Raw genomic sequence first — 14266 nt, 5'->3', positions numbered from 1 at the left:
AATGGACAAGATACCTATTTTAAAAATGGGCGACTACCTTTTGGTAACCATACAGGTAGACTTATACGATCGTTTAGCCCTGAACCTTGAAAGCGATTTGGTAAATATGATTAATAAGCATTCCTCAAAAGGAGTGTTGATAGATATTTCTGCAGTGAATATCGTTGATTCATTTATGGGCAGGATATTGGGAAATATTGCACAAATGTCGAAAATACTGGATGCACATACCGTGGTGGTAGGTATGCAACCGGCCGTTGCCATTACGCTGATAGAATTAGGCTTGCCATTAAGCGGTGTGCATACTGCATTGAACGTTGAAAAGGGAATGGCACTTTTGCAGGAAAAATTATTACTTGACAGTACCGTAATTGCTGACGACACGGATGATAACACTTAACAAAGAAACCATTGCAATAAAAAGAGAACAGGATGTGGTTTTTTTCCGCAACAGGGTAAATGAATATGCAGAAAAAATTAAAATGGGGCTCCTCAACAAAACTAAATTACTTACCGCTGCCAGCGAGTTGGTACGTAACATGCTTATTTACGCAAAAGAGGGAAAAGTGATTTGCGAAATAGTAACCATTTCTGCACTTCAGACCGGTATAAGGCTAACCTTTATAGATAATGGTCCCGGTATAGCGGATATTGATAAGGCTATGACAGATGGATATACTACCGGTAAATCCCTCGGGCTCGGCCTTCCCGGGGCTAAAAGGCTCGTAAATATTTTTGACGTTAAAACTGTAAAAGGAAAAGGCACTACAATAAGTATCACAAAATGGAAGAATGGTTGAATCTCCGCATAGTTGCGTTACAATGCCCAACAGAACATACCAGGCTTATGTACGGTCCGAAATAAAAAAGATAGCGAAGCAGGTTGGCTTTGCAGGCACCAGGCTGGCTGAACTGGAAATAATTGTTGCTGAGTTAACCAGTAACCTGGTGAAACACGCAACAGGTGGTGGCGAAATACTTATAAAGAAAATTAAAGACGAAACTCAATATACCGGCATAGAACTGATTTGTATTGACTCAGGCCCGGGCATGAGTGTTCCGCTGAAAATGATGCAGGATGGCATATCCACTACCAAAACACTGGGCCAGGGATTGGGCGCCATCAAAAGATTGTCAGATGAATTTGATTTGTATACGTTAAAAGGTTGGGGCACCATCGTATTATCCCGTTTATTCCTGGTAAAGCCGGCAATAGTAAACACAAAAAAAATAGATGTTAAGGTGCTGATGGTTTCCAAGCCAGGCGAAATAGCTTGCGGAGATCGTTGGGATGTAATATTAAAAGGCAGTGTGCTGAAGTTTATTATAGCAGATGGCCTGGGCCATGGTATACATGCCCAGGAGGCATCGGTAAAAGCCATTGAGTCTTTCAGAGCAAATCAAAAAATGGCACCTGACGATGCGTTAATAGCAATAGATGCCGCGATAAGAAAAACAAGGGGCGCTGTGATTAATATTACCCAAGTTGATTTTAGTACCTGCGAAATGACTTACTGCGGGGTAGGTAATATTTCTTCAAAAGTTATATCAGGTAAAAACAAATCCTTTATTTCCTATAATGGTATTATTGGTCATTCTATACCCAACACTATGAATAATCATATTTATAAATGGGAGAAGCAGGATGTACTGGTGCTGCACAGCGATGGAATCAACACAAGATGGGATATTCAAAAATACCCGCAAATTTTATTTTGTGATGGGTCCATAGTAGCGGCTGCATTGTACAAAGACAATAAAAGAGGCAATGATGATATCACAATAGGTGTGATCCGGCAAAAACATATCAGTGTATGACAACAGCAATTTCAGTAATTGATATTAATAATGAAATGGATCTGGTACTTACCCATCGAAGGGCAATGCAGATTTGTAAATTTGTTGGTATAAGCCTGGCTGAACAAACAAGGTTTGCCACTGCTGTTTCAGAAATTTGCCGCAACTGTCTCATGTATGGAAAGGCAGGCAAAATAACCTACAACCTTGTAAAAACCGGCGATGAGTATAAGGTGGAAGTGATTATTAAAGATGAAGGTACGGGCATAAAGGGGCTGGATAGTATTTTACAGCGGGATCCCCAGCTGTACAAAGGCCGGGGGCTGGGTATTGTATTTGCCCGCAAGCTTTCTGACGGTTTTAAAATCAATAGTACTGCCAATGGCACAACGGTGGTACTTGAAAAATATATTCACGCCAATGCAGTGCCTATAAATAATTTGATTATCAAAGGCTGGATTTTGCATTTAAAAAATGAACCGGTTGTATCAGCTTATGAAGAATTGAAAAATCGCAATGAGCAATTGATTCAGCTGACTGAAGAGCTGAAGGTTGAAAAAATGAAAGTGGATCAGCAGATAGATCAGATCAAACAACTTAATGTAAGCCTGGAAACACGCAATGCATACCTTCAGCAATTTACCTATTCGGTATCACATGAACTAAAGACTCCACTGACAAGTTTAAAGCTTTCCGTGAGCTTATTAAAGGAAAATAAAAACCTCGTTTTGCAGGATGAAATTATTGATGTGGTTGCAAGGGCTGAAAAAAAACTGGGGAAAACAATTAATGGTCTTATCAATATCCTCGAGTTTCAGAGCAAGGGAAAACAGGCGACACAAAATATAGTATTTGAAGAAGAACTCGGGGACATCATCGAACCTATTAAAAAGCACTATGGCATTGACGCAATTAATTTGATTACTGATTTTAAACAGGTAAAAGAAATCTGTTACGTGCAGGGATACATTTCCAGTATATTTTCCAACCTGTTAAGCAATGCCGTAAAATACCGTTCATGTGAGCGACCTTTAGATATAACAATCGTCACATCAAAAAGGGATAACTATATCTTACTTACTTTTATGGATAATGGGGAGGGCATTGATCTTGTAAGGAACGGGGATAAGCTATTTACACCATTTACCAGGTTTACAACTACTAAAGAAGGGCACGGAATCGGGCTCTATATTGTTAAAAGTATGGTGGAAAAAAACGGCGGTAAAATTCAGGTAGAAAGCTTGCCTGGCAAGGGTACTACCTTCTATTTTTTTCTTAAGGAATACGAGTTGCAAATGGAGTAAAGTCTTGCTGTTACTCCGTAATAGGTGCACTCTTTCACCCCTGGGTTCCTAACCAACCTAAATGAAACTGTTTATCGCTCAGGCACGACAGGGTCCTTTTTAACTCAGCCGTCCTGCAGTATCCGGTAAGTCGTTACCGTTGTAAATAAAGTGTGTTTCAATCAATTTATAGATGGCCAGCCTGCCTTTACAAAATGATCTGTATACTTTTAGATTAATTGTGAACATATTAGTCAGCAGATACACGAACAAAGAAGATAGTAACAGTTGCAAAGTGCTTTAATGTACACACGTGTGTTACCCGGCAGTAATTACAATGGCTGTCGATATATGTCGGCTAAGCCGCGGCATGTTCTGAGGAATCCTTTATAAACATTGCCTGTGCAATACGTTCAGAAGCTGTTTCACAAAAGTCCAGCCCTGAGTAATCGGGATTGAGACCGGCTATATACGGTACTGCCATGATATAAAGACTGGCCGTTACCTCGCCAAACTTATTCACTACCTGGAAGTGATCGTTGATATTAATACCAGGTACCTGCAGGTAATGATCATGCGGCGTAAGCCTTACAATATTTAAGTTGCCCTGCTCAATTTGTGCCCGGGCACTTTCTACCGACTGAAATTTTAATTGTGCCGGGCTAATGATGGCGGCAGTTGCCAGCGACGGAAAAGGAAAATCGCTGAACATAAAAGCGGGCTGCCCGACCGCATTAATAAACATCTTATAGTACGTCTGCCGCGGCTCCCCTGCTTCATCGGTATACCTGTAAAGGCACCCTCCTTCCGGTACTGGTACAACTTCACTGTCAGCCTCCACAGGCACAACACGCAGTACACCTGCCTCGTGCAATGCAATGAGTTCCCTGGCTGAACTTTGAGGCACAAATGCGATTACGATAGCTATCAGTGGCAGCAGAACTTTTTTAAGGCGCAGCATGTCTTCCGCGGAAAAATGTTTAGCCGGATAATTCATTTCGTAACTGAGCACGGCCAGCATCTCCTTCCAGTATACTGACTGTTGATTGCGAATAGATTTTTCGGCTTCGCGGTACTCGGCTTTAAACAATGTGAAGGGATCCAATGCTTCCCTCATCGCCATCATCGCTTCTACAAATTCTTCCAGGTTCAACCCTGCTATCCGTTCAAAAAATGCCGCATTCTTTTCACGGAGCGGCTGCTTAAAATGCTGTTCGAAAATATAGTCAAGTGGTACAAAGCCATTGTGTGTATCTTTTATACTATTGATCTGGCCTGGTGTTAATGCTGTACCCTGGGATAAGTGGGTATCATCCAAATGAAAACGAATACCCGGCAGCAGGCCTTTAATTGAATGGAGTGCCAGGCTGAACCCTTCACTTACTTTATTTACAGAGTATGTATACATTCCATTCTCCTGTTTGCTAAATGTACCGTTTTGCCTTGCCAGGGTACGAATGGCATCAATAGCAGTAAGAGAAGCGCCCTTAATGGCTACAGCAAAATTAACCGGCTGCTGCAGCTTGGCCGGTGGATAGGGAGAATCATACCACCGACGGATGGAGTGCTCATAGTGCTTTGGCCAGCAGTGCCCTGTACAAATCACCACATCGTCAAATTCATACTTGCTGCCGGTAGCTGTTACCACGGTTGTTTCAGAGCTACCAGCGTCGTATACTATGTCTGCTACCACGGTATTGTAATACATTGTTGTTTTAATACCAGCCTGCTTTGCTGCTTGTTGCAGCAGTTTAAATTGTGCTGCCAGGTATTCTCCAAACAGCAGCCGGGGCAATACCTTAAATTCATTGAACATAGCAGGTTCCATATCAAATTCGTGCAGCAGTTGTGGCGGACAATTATTTATCCAGTCAGTTATGCTCGTTACAAGTTGTGGGATTTCGTTACCGGATACATTGGTAACATGCTCCTTACCAGCCCCTTCCCTGCTGTAAGGCATACCGGTACCCAGCCGATCTTTTTTTTCGAAAATAGCTACGTATACGGGAGCACCTGAGTTTTCAATAATCCGTTTGTATAAAAATAATGCGGCAGGCCCGCCGCCAACAATACCAATCCGTTTCATAACTGTGCATTATGTATTTCAAAACTCTTTTGTTAAAGAAGGAGGAAACAGCCGTTTCGGGATAGAAAGTGCCAAAATTTTTGAACAGAATATTTTTATCCGGTTGCTAATATGCCCGGGCAACTTCATTGGCCCAGGCATTATTCAATATTACACAACTCCTATCCGTTTTGTTTAAGTGCCTTATCAAAAACTTTTAAAGCAGATGGATTGGCAATCCGGCTGGCTTTTATTTTTCTTTTACCGGCGGGCTTTCTCAACTCTTCCAATATTTCCTTATCCACAAAACCATAGTCCAGCGATTCTTCTTCCGTATTGCTGAAATATATTTTTTTTAATCCTGCCCAGTAAATTGCTGCAGTACACATAGGGCATGGCTCTGCCGAGGAATAAATTTCACATCCGGACAAATCAGTCGTCCCCATATTTTCACAGGCATCTCTTATTGCCATAATTTCTGCATGGGCTGTGGGGTCTGTCAGTTGCAGCACGTGATTGCCGGAGCTACCTATAATCTTACCTTCCCTGGTGATTACTGCACCAAATGGTCCCCCTTTTTTACTGTCAACCGCCTGCTCGGAGAGGTCAATGGCCATTTGCATAAATCTTTTCTGATCGTTGGTTACTGTCATGCGTATTTACCTGACAATTCTGTGCCATATTATTGCAGGAATAACCCTATGTATATCAATACGATCTCTTTTATATCAGCATTTTATTCAGGAGAACCGCATTTGCAATTTTCAGGGTTTACCCAATCAGTAACAAGTTCTATTGTGGTACCGTAGTTGCAGTTCTTTTAATTTTAGATTGTGCAGTTGCACTCTGCAACATCCTGAATCCATTTGCGCCAGCCACAGGACAATAATAATCCAATGCAGCAAGAGCTTCATTATAAGTAAGATCATATTCCATCACGGTTCCCCTGGTAACTACGTTTGCAGTATGATTGTAGAAATCCCTGGTACCAATACCGCCAAAGTTGCCAAACATCACATCTCCTTCATAGGTCCTGAATCCATCCAGGTTTTGTATAATGGTGTATCCATACTGTGTTTCTACCGCATAGTACCCGCATGAGTTATTGCTATACACTACATTGCCGCTCTCCTGTGAAAGCCAGTAGGAACTGTCATTGTGTATTCTGTCTTTTGTACAACTTGTAAATAAAATGGCCGCCAAAGCAGCTACAATTGAATAGGTGAAAATCTTTTTCATGGCTAATGTTTTTAAGATGAATGATTACCGCAATGAGACGGCAATGAGGAGGCTAAGTTTCATTACAAGTTGTTAAAATAAACAGGGCTGTTCAACGGTGCTGGCCATTATGATATTTCATCTTTTCAAGGGACGCAACAATTGATTACCATCAGCGCTTAATTGACGGAAGAGGATAGCAAGGGAACCATTCAAAGTGCGCTTTTGCCCTGGCTGACGCTGCAAAGGAAGACTTATCCAATAGCCCATTGCTTACTTCTGCACTTTGTAAAAGATGGCAGCAGCCCAGCTGCCGGTGCATCATCACTGATAACGTGTTTGTTACATAGCCCGGGCATAGCCTCCCGGATGCCTTACACCCTTCAGCCGCACAGAACTCATTTCAGCATACTGTTTGGACCATAGGGGCGCAACGCAGACTTCAGTAAAACCTACGGACCAGGCGGGAAATCTTCATTTGTAAACCTCATAAATTACTACCGCCAAACGGGTAATTCTTCATATAGAAATAATAAAAAGGAAAAAAGCAATTTTGTATATTTAATACCTAAAACATACAACCATGATTAAACAAGCTTTGTTGGGTGAATTTGAGCAGGAAGCTGAGAACACCCGTAAATTATTGCAAGCCATTCCTGATGCTGCACTGAATTATAAACCACAGCCGCATCTATGGTCGGTAGGCCAGTTAGCATCGCACATTGCAGAAGTGTACAACTGGTTTGATGGTACTTTTAACCAGGATGTTTTTGATATGGGCTCTTACAAGTATGACAAGGGAGATATCAGCAAGGCATCCAATATTGTAGACAAATTTGAAGAAAATTTGGCAGCTGCAAGAAAGGTACTGGAAGGCGCGGATGAAGCTACTTTGATGAACGTGTGGCACATGCAAATGGGTGGAAAAGATATTATGCCACCAATGCCCAGAGCGGCAGTGGTAAGAAGTTTTTTATTCAATCATCTGTACCATCACCGTGGAGAACTGGTGGCGCATTTAAGGGCTACCGGCAATACCATTCCTGGTTTGTACGGCCCCACATACGAAGAAAGCCAGGCCATGATGGCACAAATGAATTAGACTTATTTTTTGCATTGCCTGATATGCCGCAGCTCCTGATAATAACTGCGGCATCTTTATAATTACGATTAACAGCTGTACTATTATTGCAGTTGTTTTGATTAACCTTGCAGCCGGTCCAGAGGCAAGCATGAAGGTGCGTTCTGTTCGCTGTAACATTTGCAGCAATCCGGCTGGGTTGCGTAAGGCAAATTCCTCTTTGCTCAAATAACAGGTCACTTCTACTATTTTTATAAAATTGTTAAGCTGATAAATGCCTTGTAACGCCTGTCAGCGCAGGTACTTCTTCAAACTGATAAACGCTTGCACTTGCTAACGGTAAATTATTTATGTGTGGCCGGTTTCTTTGTACCGTTGCTGGCTCTGCAAAATAATGCTCTCCTGATAACGCATATACCGGTGGTTCTGTTTTTAGAAGCGATAATATGGCAGCATTGGTCGAATTGTTGTTAATTAATTTGTTGTATGGCGCAACGGGAAGCAATGGTCTTATTCCGCCCGCTACCCTTACACTAAAGCCAGTTCATTCTTCAGTATAATTGTAAACAAAAAAAGGTATTAGCGGTGGTTAAAACTTTTCTTATACAAGCATCTTAAACAAGTATTGTTTCCCGTAAAAATGCAGCCGATCGCTGAACCGTATACGACAGTTTTAATGGATAGCTACTTCAACTTGTTTCTTACCTGTTATGATAATATTATAAATACTGTTTATTAAATTGACACGAGAGAATTGGTCAATAAGCTAAAACGCAGAATTGTCATACCCTGATAAAAATGAATAACCACCGCCTGTGTTATAAGTTACCCATGGTTTTACTTACTTCGCTAAAACTTTACTCCATGTTAGCTATTTGCATTGTGTATATTTGGATAACAACAGCTTGTCCATAAACCCAGGTTTCTGTGTTTATCTCAGACCATAAAACCTAACTTAATTTGACAACGTTAAACCACCATCCTTTTACCACCACATGTGTTGAAAAGCTGAAAGTTTTGCCGCACAAATTTCAACATAAATTAAACGTTATGCATTATCGCCTGCTTTCCTGTAAGATCCACATGCTGTTTACGCTGGCAATATTATGTAGTGCCCATATGCTGTTTGCCCAACCTTTCCGACTGGAGCACCCTGCTGTGGATAGTTTTAAAAATATTATCAAGGTCAATCGACAGGATACGAATACAGTGCACGCTTTGTATTGGCTCAGCCGCTCCACAACACTCAGCAATACCAGTGAATCTGTTGAGTTGGGAAATGAAGGACTTAACCTCGCAAGAAAAATAAAATTTCCGATGGGTGAACTGGAATGTCTTGAAGCCCTGTCTTTCTCTTATGCTATAACCTCTTCTTTTGAAAAGGGGTTTGCTGCAGCCTATGAATCAATCAACCTAAGTAGAAAAAATGCTCCCGTCCGGGAGATCTATGGCATCAATATGATGGGCCTGCTTTACCAGAAACTGGGAGATGATAAGGAGTCGCTGAAATGGGCACAGAAAGCCTACTACCACCCCCGGATAAAACAGTCAGATCATTTCACGCAATGGAGTGCTATGTTTTTATTGGCGCAGGAACATGAAAGACAAAACAACCTGGATTCAGCAGAACATTTTGCGAGAGAAACACAGGCTTACTCCAAATTGTATTTTCCATTCCAGGAAAATTGGCCCATATTAATACTGGCACGTATCAGCAGCAAGCGAAAACAATATGATGAAGCGGCAAATTATTGCAAGCAGATCTTGGCCACTTCCAACGGGCAGGAAGGCTTTTTTGAAAATGAGGTAACCAATGAACTGGCACTGATCTATTTTAACCAGGGCAGGCAGGACTCAGCACAACGATATGCAAGCCTGGCATTGGCTGGAGGAAACAAATTTAAAAATTACCTGGTCATAATGAATTCTTCCAGCTTATTATCACAGGTGTTTGAAAAAACCGACCCGGCCAGGGCATACGGATTTTTAAAGACCTCAACAGCCGCCAAGGATACCGTTACCAATATTGAAAAAGCCAAACAGGTAAAGCAACTGGAGATAAAAGAAAAGCAGCGCATGGACGATTTGAACCTGGCTGAAACAGATGCTAAAAACAAGTTGCGTTTTAATACTGCAGTTGGACTTTTGGTAAGTACGCTGGTAATTTCATTTGTTCTTTACCGCAATAACCGTAATAAGCAAAAAGCAAACCTTGCTTTAAAAGACAAGAACGATAAAATAGAAAAAACGGTGTCGGAACTCAATACCACGCAGACATCCCTTGTCGCCAGGAATGCAGAGAATGAATTGTTACTGAAAGAAATTCATCACAGGGTAAAAAATAACCTGGAAGTAGTAAGCAGTCTGCTGGCTTTGCAAAGCAACCAGCTGAACGACGTCAGTGCCAGGGATGCGATGCACGAAGGACAAAACCGGGTGCAATCCATCGGCATTGTGCACCAGAAATTGTACCAGGGCGTAAACCTGGGTGCTATTGAAATGAAAGATTATTTCCTTAACCTAAGTGATAGCATACTGGATTCTTTTGGCGCACAAAAAAGGGTGCAGGTAGAATGTGCCATGGAGGCATTGAACGTAGATGTGGATACTGCTGTACCGCTCGGCCTGATTGTAAACGAACTGTTGACCAACACCATTAAATATGCTTTTCCCGATGGCAGAAGCGGTAAAGTGCAGATTAAATTAGCGCAGGCAGCCAATGGTAATTTACACATGCAGATATCGGATAACGGCGTGGGCAAAAGCGGTATCATCAAAGGCACCGGCTTTGGCGGGCAACTCATCTCACTGCTCACGCAACAATTAGAAGGCACCATGAAAGAAGAAAATAACAATGGTACGCATGTCTTCTTTGAATTTAAACCAGTAAAGGCTGCTTAAGTTTTACGTACGAGTCATCATAATTTGAATTAGTCGCGACTTAAACTTCCCGGAGGAGAAGTTGCTTTGAAGCCGGCCGCAAAAGATTTATTGCGGCGTATTAATTTTATGGCTTGCTTTAATAACAGCATCATTGATGACTTTTATCCTGCTTAACTCCATTTTTTCAATAGCCCTGTCATAAGTTAAAAAGCCATTTATTTCATGTTCCACATCGGTTGTTTGAGTATATATGGCTACGCTGAGTCCTTTGTATTTCATCAATTGTTCAACCTGGTCCAGTAAAAACACATACCGGTCGGTAAGTGCTGCTTTTGTTGCTTCGTAATCATAAGCATTGTTTGCAACAGGCCACATGTGTCCTCTTGTAAATAAACCAACTCCGCCAAATTCGCCCAATGATGCAGCACGGCGATCATCTGGCACAGATGCACCATAGGGGCCAACGTAAATATGGGTATCCACAAAATCACCATTACCAGGGTCGCCATAAGCTTGCTGGTAAGATGGATTATTATTGAATCCGGAATTACCATTTACCAATCGTGACGGGTCATACTGTTTTATCCAGTCTGTAATTGATTTAACATCAAAGGCACCCCAATTTTCATTAAAAGGTACCCAGGTAATAATGGATGGGGAGTTATAATGATCATCTACTATTGCTTTTAGTTCCTGCCGGAATTCACTTCTTGTTTTAACCGTGTCTTCATCCTGGTACCATATCGCCGGCATATCCTGCCAAACCATCAGCCCCAACTTATCTGCCCAATAATAAAAACGCCGGGGCTCGGTTTTCATATGTTTTCTGATAAGATTAAAGCCTGCTTTTTTAGTGAACAGGATATCAAACTTTAAAGCTTCCTCCGTAGGAGCAGTCAAAATTCCATCAGGCCAGTAGCCCTGGTCGAGCAATCCGAGTTGCATTACAAATTGTCCATTCAGCAAGGTCCTGTTCACACCATTCACTTTACCCAGTTTGATATCCCTCATCCCAAAATAGCTTATTACCTCATCAGTACGACTTCCATTTGCATTCAATAAAGTAATTTTTAAATCATACAAAAAGGGTGTATCAGGCGACCAGTATTTGGGATGATTTATCGGGAGAAAAAAATCAGCTCCGGAAATGGAATTCACCTGAGCTATCACTTTTTTACCATCCATTGCTACTGCGGAAAGCTTTGTTCCACTTGCTGCATTTACAAATATTTTCAACCGGTTGTTTTCCAGGTCGGGAAGTAACCGGATATTTTCTATATAGTTTGTATTCACGGGTTCCAGCCAAACTGTTTGCCAGATGCCTGAAGAAAAAGTATAGTCTCCCCTTGGGCCATTTTTACCCGATGGTGCTTTGCCGTCATTGAGATCATGCGCCGCCACAACAAGGCTATTGATTCCTTTTTTTAAGAAACGTGTAACATTAAAACTGAAAGCATCGTAGCCGCCTGAATGACGACCTGCTTTCTGACCGTTTACAAATATAGTAGCATCGTGATCAACGGCATCAAAGTGCAGTATCACCTGTTTGTTTTGCCAGGCTTCCGGAATGGCAAAGCTACGATGATACCACATATTGATTTCCTGGTTGCGCTCAATACCGGACAGCACTGATTCCGGGCAAAACGGAACACGTATCTTCTCCGTTTTACCTTCAAAGTAGATTGGATTTTCCGGATTGAATGCACTGGCAATTCCTTTACCACCCACATAATCCCATTTACCGTTCAAACACATCCATTGCGCACGTTGTAATTGTGGCCGTGGATATTCGCTTAGTGGAATGGATGCCTCCATTGCGGACCTGGTCCACCGGGTTGGCAGTTTTGCCTCCTGTGCAGTTAACAGGTAATAACAATGGACGGTGAAAAATAATGACAGGAACAATGTCGTATGAAGTTGTTTCATGTTGAATATTTTACAGGTTTCAATTTATTGCTTCTATAGATGGCCCAACGTGCAGACTTTACTTCCCCGGATCCATTCACCCCGTTGTTCATTTTGTATTCAACAGATCATCAACAAACGGTGCTGCCCGGTTATTTCCTTTGGAGCACGGTGAACACAGGGAGGAACCTGACTTTCAGGATGATCAATCGCTAATCTCCATAAATTACCCAGGCCTAAGCTAAAAGGGCGTGCGGCGGCTTTTGGCTGATAGTGCAGATCAAAGCAATGCCCACTTAAAAAAGTTTCAAAACCTTCGGCTGCTCCATGATATAGTTTTTTAAGTTCAGCACGTATTTCGGGAACAAAAACTTTTTGTTCGGCTTGTACATTCGGTAATATTTCACTCGGCTCGCCATAGTACGTGCATAAAAAGGTATCGGTTGGTACAGGCGAGCGATCGGCATGAAATGAATACACATCCGTTGGAAAAAAAGGGCAGGCATCGTCTCTCTCATAGCTCCTTATTACATTAAGGATGGGAGCTGCGCCATGCGCTTCCAACAATTTCAAATCCCGCAAAAGAATGTCACGGGCAAGCTGCCCCTGTTCACTTAATTGAAGTCTACGAAGCCCGGCTTCATCAAGTACCCCTATATTTTCAGTTAGTTCTACCTTGTTGACAATATCAGCAAAATCGCCTGATAATGTACGGGCCCAGCAAATCGCATTCATTGCTCCATGAAAATGCGTGGAAACAAGATCCTGAAAATTTGTGACACAGTGAATTGGGTACTCAGAATAAGGTAAATTGATCATAGTGGTTGATATAAATATAGAATCATTGGACGAAAGTAGTGATAGTCAACTATTAGACAAGTTCATTTTGTTACAGTCAGGTCGGGCGCAACCTGGCATCGAAGAGTACGCCAAACACAGAAGCAAATTGTAACTAAAATATATAACCCCTCCACCTGGGCTTTCCCGGATACATGGACATAACTTAAAGTGGGTACAAAGTTGACAGTAATGGCTATTTAATATATGGTGTTGCATCAGGAGATTTGCAACAGGTGATAGTGAGGCTTTATAGTAAGACCAACTTGTATAACCAGCGTCATTAAATTTTTTCCGTGGCAACCACTGTGCTGGGAGGAAGCGTTCCTGCGAAGGGTGCTGATCAACCGGCAATCAACGTTTGTGTACACAATAAAATAGCCACATCTTTAAAGACGTGGCCATTGAGACGATTTATTTTTTTTAAAGAGATAGCTGTACCGCTGGGTTTAATTCTTTTTTTCTTCCCTTATTTCTTTTTCTGCTTTATGAACCGGGTTTTTTACACCATGTGCTTTTTTTAGATGTTTAGCTTTTCGGTGTTCATTCTTGCGGATGGCTCTTACATCTTTTCTATCTTCAACAGCCTGCCCAACTTTCAAATGTTTAAGATCATCGCCTACTTCTTTCTTTTCATCTTTCTTAGCCTCAATTGTTTTCTTAAGGTCTTTTTCTTCGGCTTTCTTAGTTTGTGCCATTGCACCTGTTGTAAATGCCAGGCCTAACATCATAATAATTAACCTTTTCATTTTGTAATTTTTTGTGTGAGTAATTCAATACCTGGTCAATGGATGCTATTAATGTGCCAGTTCCTGTAAAGCATAAATATCTTAAATAATTCGTCCCCATACTACAATTTAAACAGGATGAAACGTACACTGTGACTAATTTTGACGAACAAAGCATCAATAGCTAACTGGTTCTGTATGGCAAGTTAAGTGGTGTGAGATAAGAAGCAGCACGCAACTGGATACGGGGAATTTTATAATCATATTACCATTTCAATAAATACCGACAGATAAAATTATCCTGTTCTGTTTATCTTTCCCCTGCTTTTTTTCATCAGTTTTTTTTCTAATCAGTCTTTTGTAGCATGCCACAAAACGTTGCATCGGGCTGATTATGCTGGTTTACCGGATGTACACAACGTTCCCGGGTAACACACTGGCCCGCGAAGATGCATCAATGCCTGAGTTA

Annotated in this window: 12 protein-coding genes; 6 read left to right on the top strand and 6 right to left on the bottom strand. The window is 41.6% G+C overall.

Annotated features, from left to right (window positions below):
• Window position 1 precedes the first annotated feature (1 nt).
• From JWR61_RS06695 to JWR61_RS06680, 4 genes are read left to right on the top strand one after another with little or no spacing between them, the layout of a single operon-like run.
• On the top strand, window positions 2-400 hold the full coding sequence (locus JWR61_RS06695) for an STAS domain-containing protein (protein ID WP_301927065.1): 399 nt from the start codon (window positions 2-4) through the stop codon (window positions 398-400).
• Window positions 387-800 (top strand): anti-sigma regulatory factor, encoded by a 414-nt coding sequence (locus JWR61_RS06690; protein ID WP_301927064.1) that lies wholly within the window; start codon window positions 387-389, stop codon window positions 798-800. The genes JWR61_RS06695 and JWR61_RS06690 overlap by 14 nt, the downstream gene beginning before the upstream one ends.
• Window positions 793-1818 (top strand): ATP-binding SpoIIE family protein phosphatase, encoded by a 1026-nt coding sequence (locus JWR61_RS06685; protein WP_301927063.1) that lies wholly within the window; start codon window positions 793-795, stop codon window positions 1816-1818. The genes JWR61_RS06690 and JWR61_RS06685 overlap by 8 nt, the downstream gene beginning before the upstream one ends.
• Window positions 1815-3101, top strand: coding sequence for a sensor histidine kinase (locus tag JWR61_RS06680; RefSeq protein WP_301927062.1), 1287 nt, complete (start codon window positions 1815-1817; stop codon window positions 3099-3101). The genes JWR61_RS06685 and JWR61_RS06680 overlap by 4 nt, the downstream gene beginning before the upstream one ends.
• Before the next feature lie 337 nt (window positions 3102-3438).
• Here the strand turns inward: JWR61_RS06680 and JWR61_RS06675 are convergent, their stop codons facing one another.
• The 3 genes from JWR61_RS06675 to JWR61_RS06665 all read right to left on the bottom strand — a co-directional run bounded on the left by JWR61_RS06675 (window position 3439) and on the right by JWR61_RS06665 (window position 6384).
• Window positions 3439-5166, bottom strand: a complete 1728-nt coding sequence (locus tag JWR61_RS06675; protein WP_301927061.1) for an FAD/NAD(P)-binding protein — start codon at window positions 5164-5166, stop codon at window positions 3439-3441.
• A gap of 161 nt (window positions 5167-5327) precedes the next feature.
• Entirely contained in the window at window positions 5328-5798 is a 471-nt protein-coding gene (locus JWR61_RS06670; RefSeq protein WP_301927060.1) for a nucleoside deaminase, read from the bottom strand.
• 139 nt (window positions 5799-5937) lie between these two features.
• A complete protein-coding gene (locus JWR61_RS06665; RefSeq protein ID WP_301927059.1) occupies window positions 5938-6384 on the bottom strand; it encodes a hypothetical protein in 447 nt (148 codons plus the stop codon).
• Window positions 6385-6946: 562 nt separating this feature from the next.
• Between JWR61_RS06665 and JWR61_RS06660 the strand changes: the two genes are divergently transcribed.
• Window positions 6947-7465: a DinB family protein gene (locus JWR61_RS06660; protein ID WP_301927058.1), complete on the top strand. Its 519-nt coding sequence runs from the start codon at window positions 6947-6949 to the stop codon at window positions 7463-7465.
• Between the two features lie 1029 nt (window positions 7466-8494).
• The gene (locus tag JWR61_RS06655; RefSeq protein ID WP_301927057.1) at window positions 8495-10345 is read left to right on the top strand and encodes a histidine kinase dimerization/phosphoacceptor domain -containing protein; all 1851 of its coding nucleotides are present in this window, start codon (window positions 8495-8497) and stop codon (window positions 10343-10345) included.
• 87 nt (window positions 10346-10432) lie between these two features.
• Here the strand turns inward: JWR61_RS06655 and JWR61_RS06650 are convergent, their stop codons facing one another.
• The 3 genes from JWR61_RS06650 to JWR61_RS06640 form a co-directional block, all read right to left on the bottom strand.
• Window positions 10433-12253: a glycoside hydrolase family 2 protein gene (locus JWR61_RS06650; protein WP_301927056.1), complete on the bottom strand. Its 1821-nt coding sequence runs from the start codon at window positions 12251-12253 to the stop codon at window positions 10433-10435.
• A gap of 99 nt (window positions 12254-12352) precedes the next feature.
• Window positions 12353-13051, bottom strand: a complete 699-nt coding sequence (locus JWR61_RS06645; protein WP_301927055.1) for a hypothetical protein — start codon at window positions 13049-13051, stop codon at window positions 12353-12355.
• Window positions 13052-13518: 467 nt separating this feature from the next.
• A complete protein-coding gene (locus tag JWR61_RS06640) occupies window positions 13519-13818 on the bottom strand; it encodes a hypothetical protein (RefSeq protein ID WP_301927054.1) in 300 nt (99 codons plus the stop codon).
• Window positions 13819-14266 lie beyond the last annotated feature (448 nt).

The sequence above is a fragment of the Ferruginibacter sp. genome (assembly GCF_028288465.1).
Classification (GTDB): Bacteria; Bacteroidota; Bacteroidia; order Chitinophagales; family Chitinophagaceae; genus Ferruginibacter.
This window is presented reverse-complemented; position numbering and strand designations above follow the sequence as displayed.

Excerpts from the sequence above, each read along its gene's own strand:
- JWR61_RS06640 (WP_301927054.1), bottom strand. The coding sequence starts at position 13,818 with ATGAAAAGGTTAATTATTATGATGTTAGGCCTGGCATTTACAACAGGT.
- JWR61_RS06690 (WP_301927064.1), top strand. The coding sequence starts at position 387 with ATGATAACACTTAACAAAGAAACCATTGCAATAAAAAGAGAACAGGAT.
- JWR61_RS06675 (WP_301927061.1), bottom strand. The coding sequence starts at position 5,166 with ATGAAACGGATTGGTATTGTTGGCGGCGGGCCTGCCGCATTATTTTTA.
- JWR61_RS06680 (WP_301927062.1), top strand. The coding sequence starts at position 1,815 with ATGACAACAGCAATTTCAGTAATTGATATTAATAATGAAATGGATCTG.
- JWR61_RS06665 (WP_301927059.1), bottom strand. The coding sequence starts at position 6,384 with ATGAAAAAGATTTTCACCTATTCAATTGTAGCTGCTTTGGCGGCCATT.
- JWR61_RS06670 (WP_301927060.1), bottom strand. The coding sequence starts at position 5,798 with ATGACAGTAACCAACGATCAGAAAAGATTTATGCAAATGGCCATTGAC.
- JWR61_RS06685 (WP_301927063.1), top strand. The coding sequence starts at position 793 with ATGGTTGAATCTCCGCATAGTTGCGTTACAATGCCCAACAGAACATAC.
- JWR61_RS06655 (WP_301927057.1), top strand. The coding sequence starts at position 8,495 with ATGCATTATCGCCTGCTTTCCTGTAAGATCCACATGCTGTTTACGCTG.
- JWR61_RS06695 (WP_301927065.1), top strand. The coding sequence starts at position 2 with ATGGACAAGATACCTATTTTAAAAATGGGCGACTACCTTTTGGTAACC.
- JWR61_RS06650 (WP_301927056.1), bottom strand. The coding sequence starts at position 12,253 with ATGAAACAACTTCATACGACATTGTTCCTGTCATTATTTTTCACCGTC.
- JWR61_RS06660 (WP_301927058.1), top strand. The coding sequence starts at position 6,947 with ATGATTAAACAAGCTTTGTTGGGTGAATTTGAGCAGGAAGCTGAGAAC.
- JWR61_RS06645 (WP_301927055.1), bottom strand. The coding sequence starts at position 13,051 with ATGATCAATTTACCTTATTCTGAGTACCCAATTCACTGTGTCACAAAT.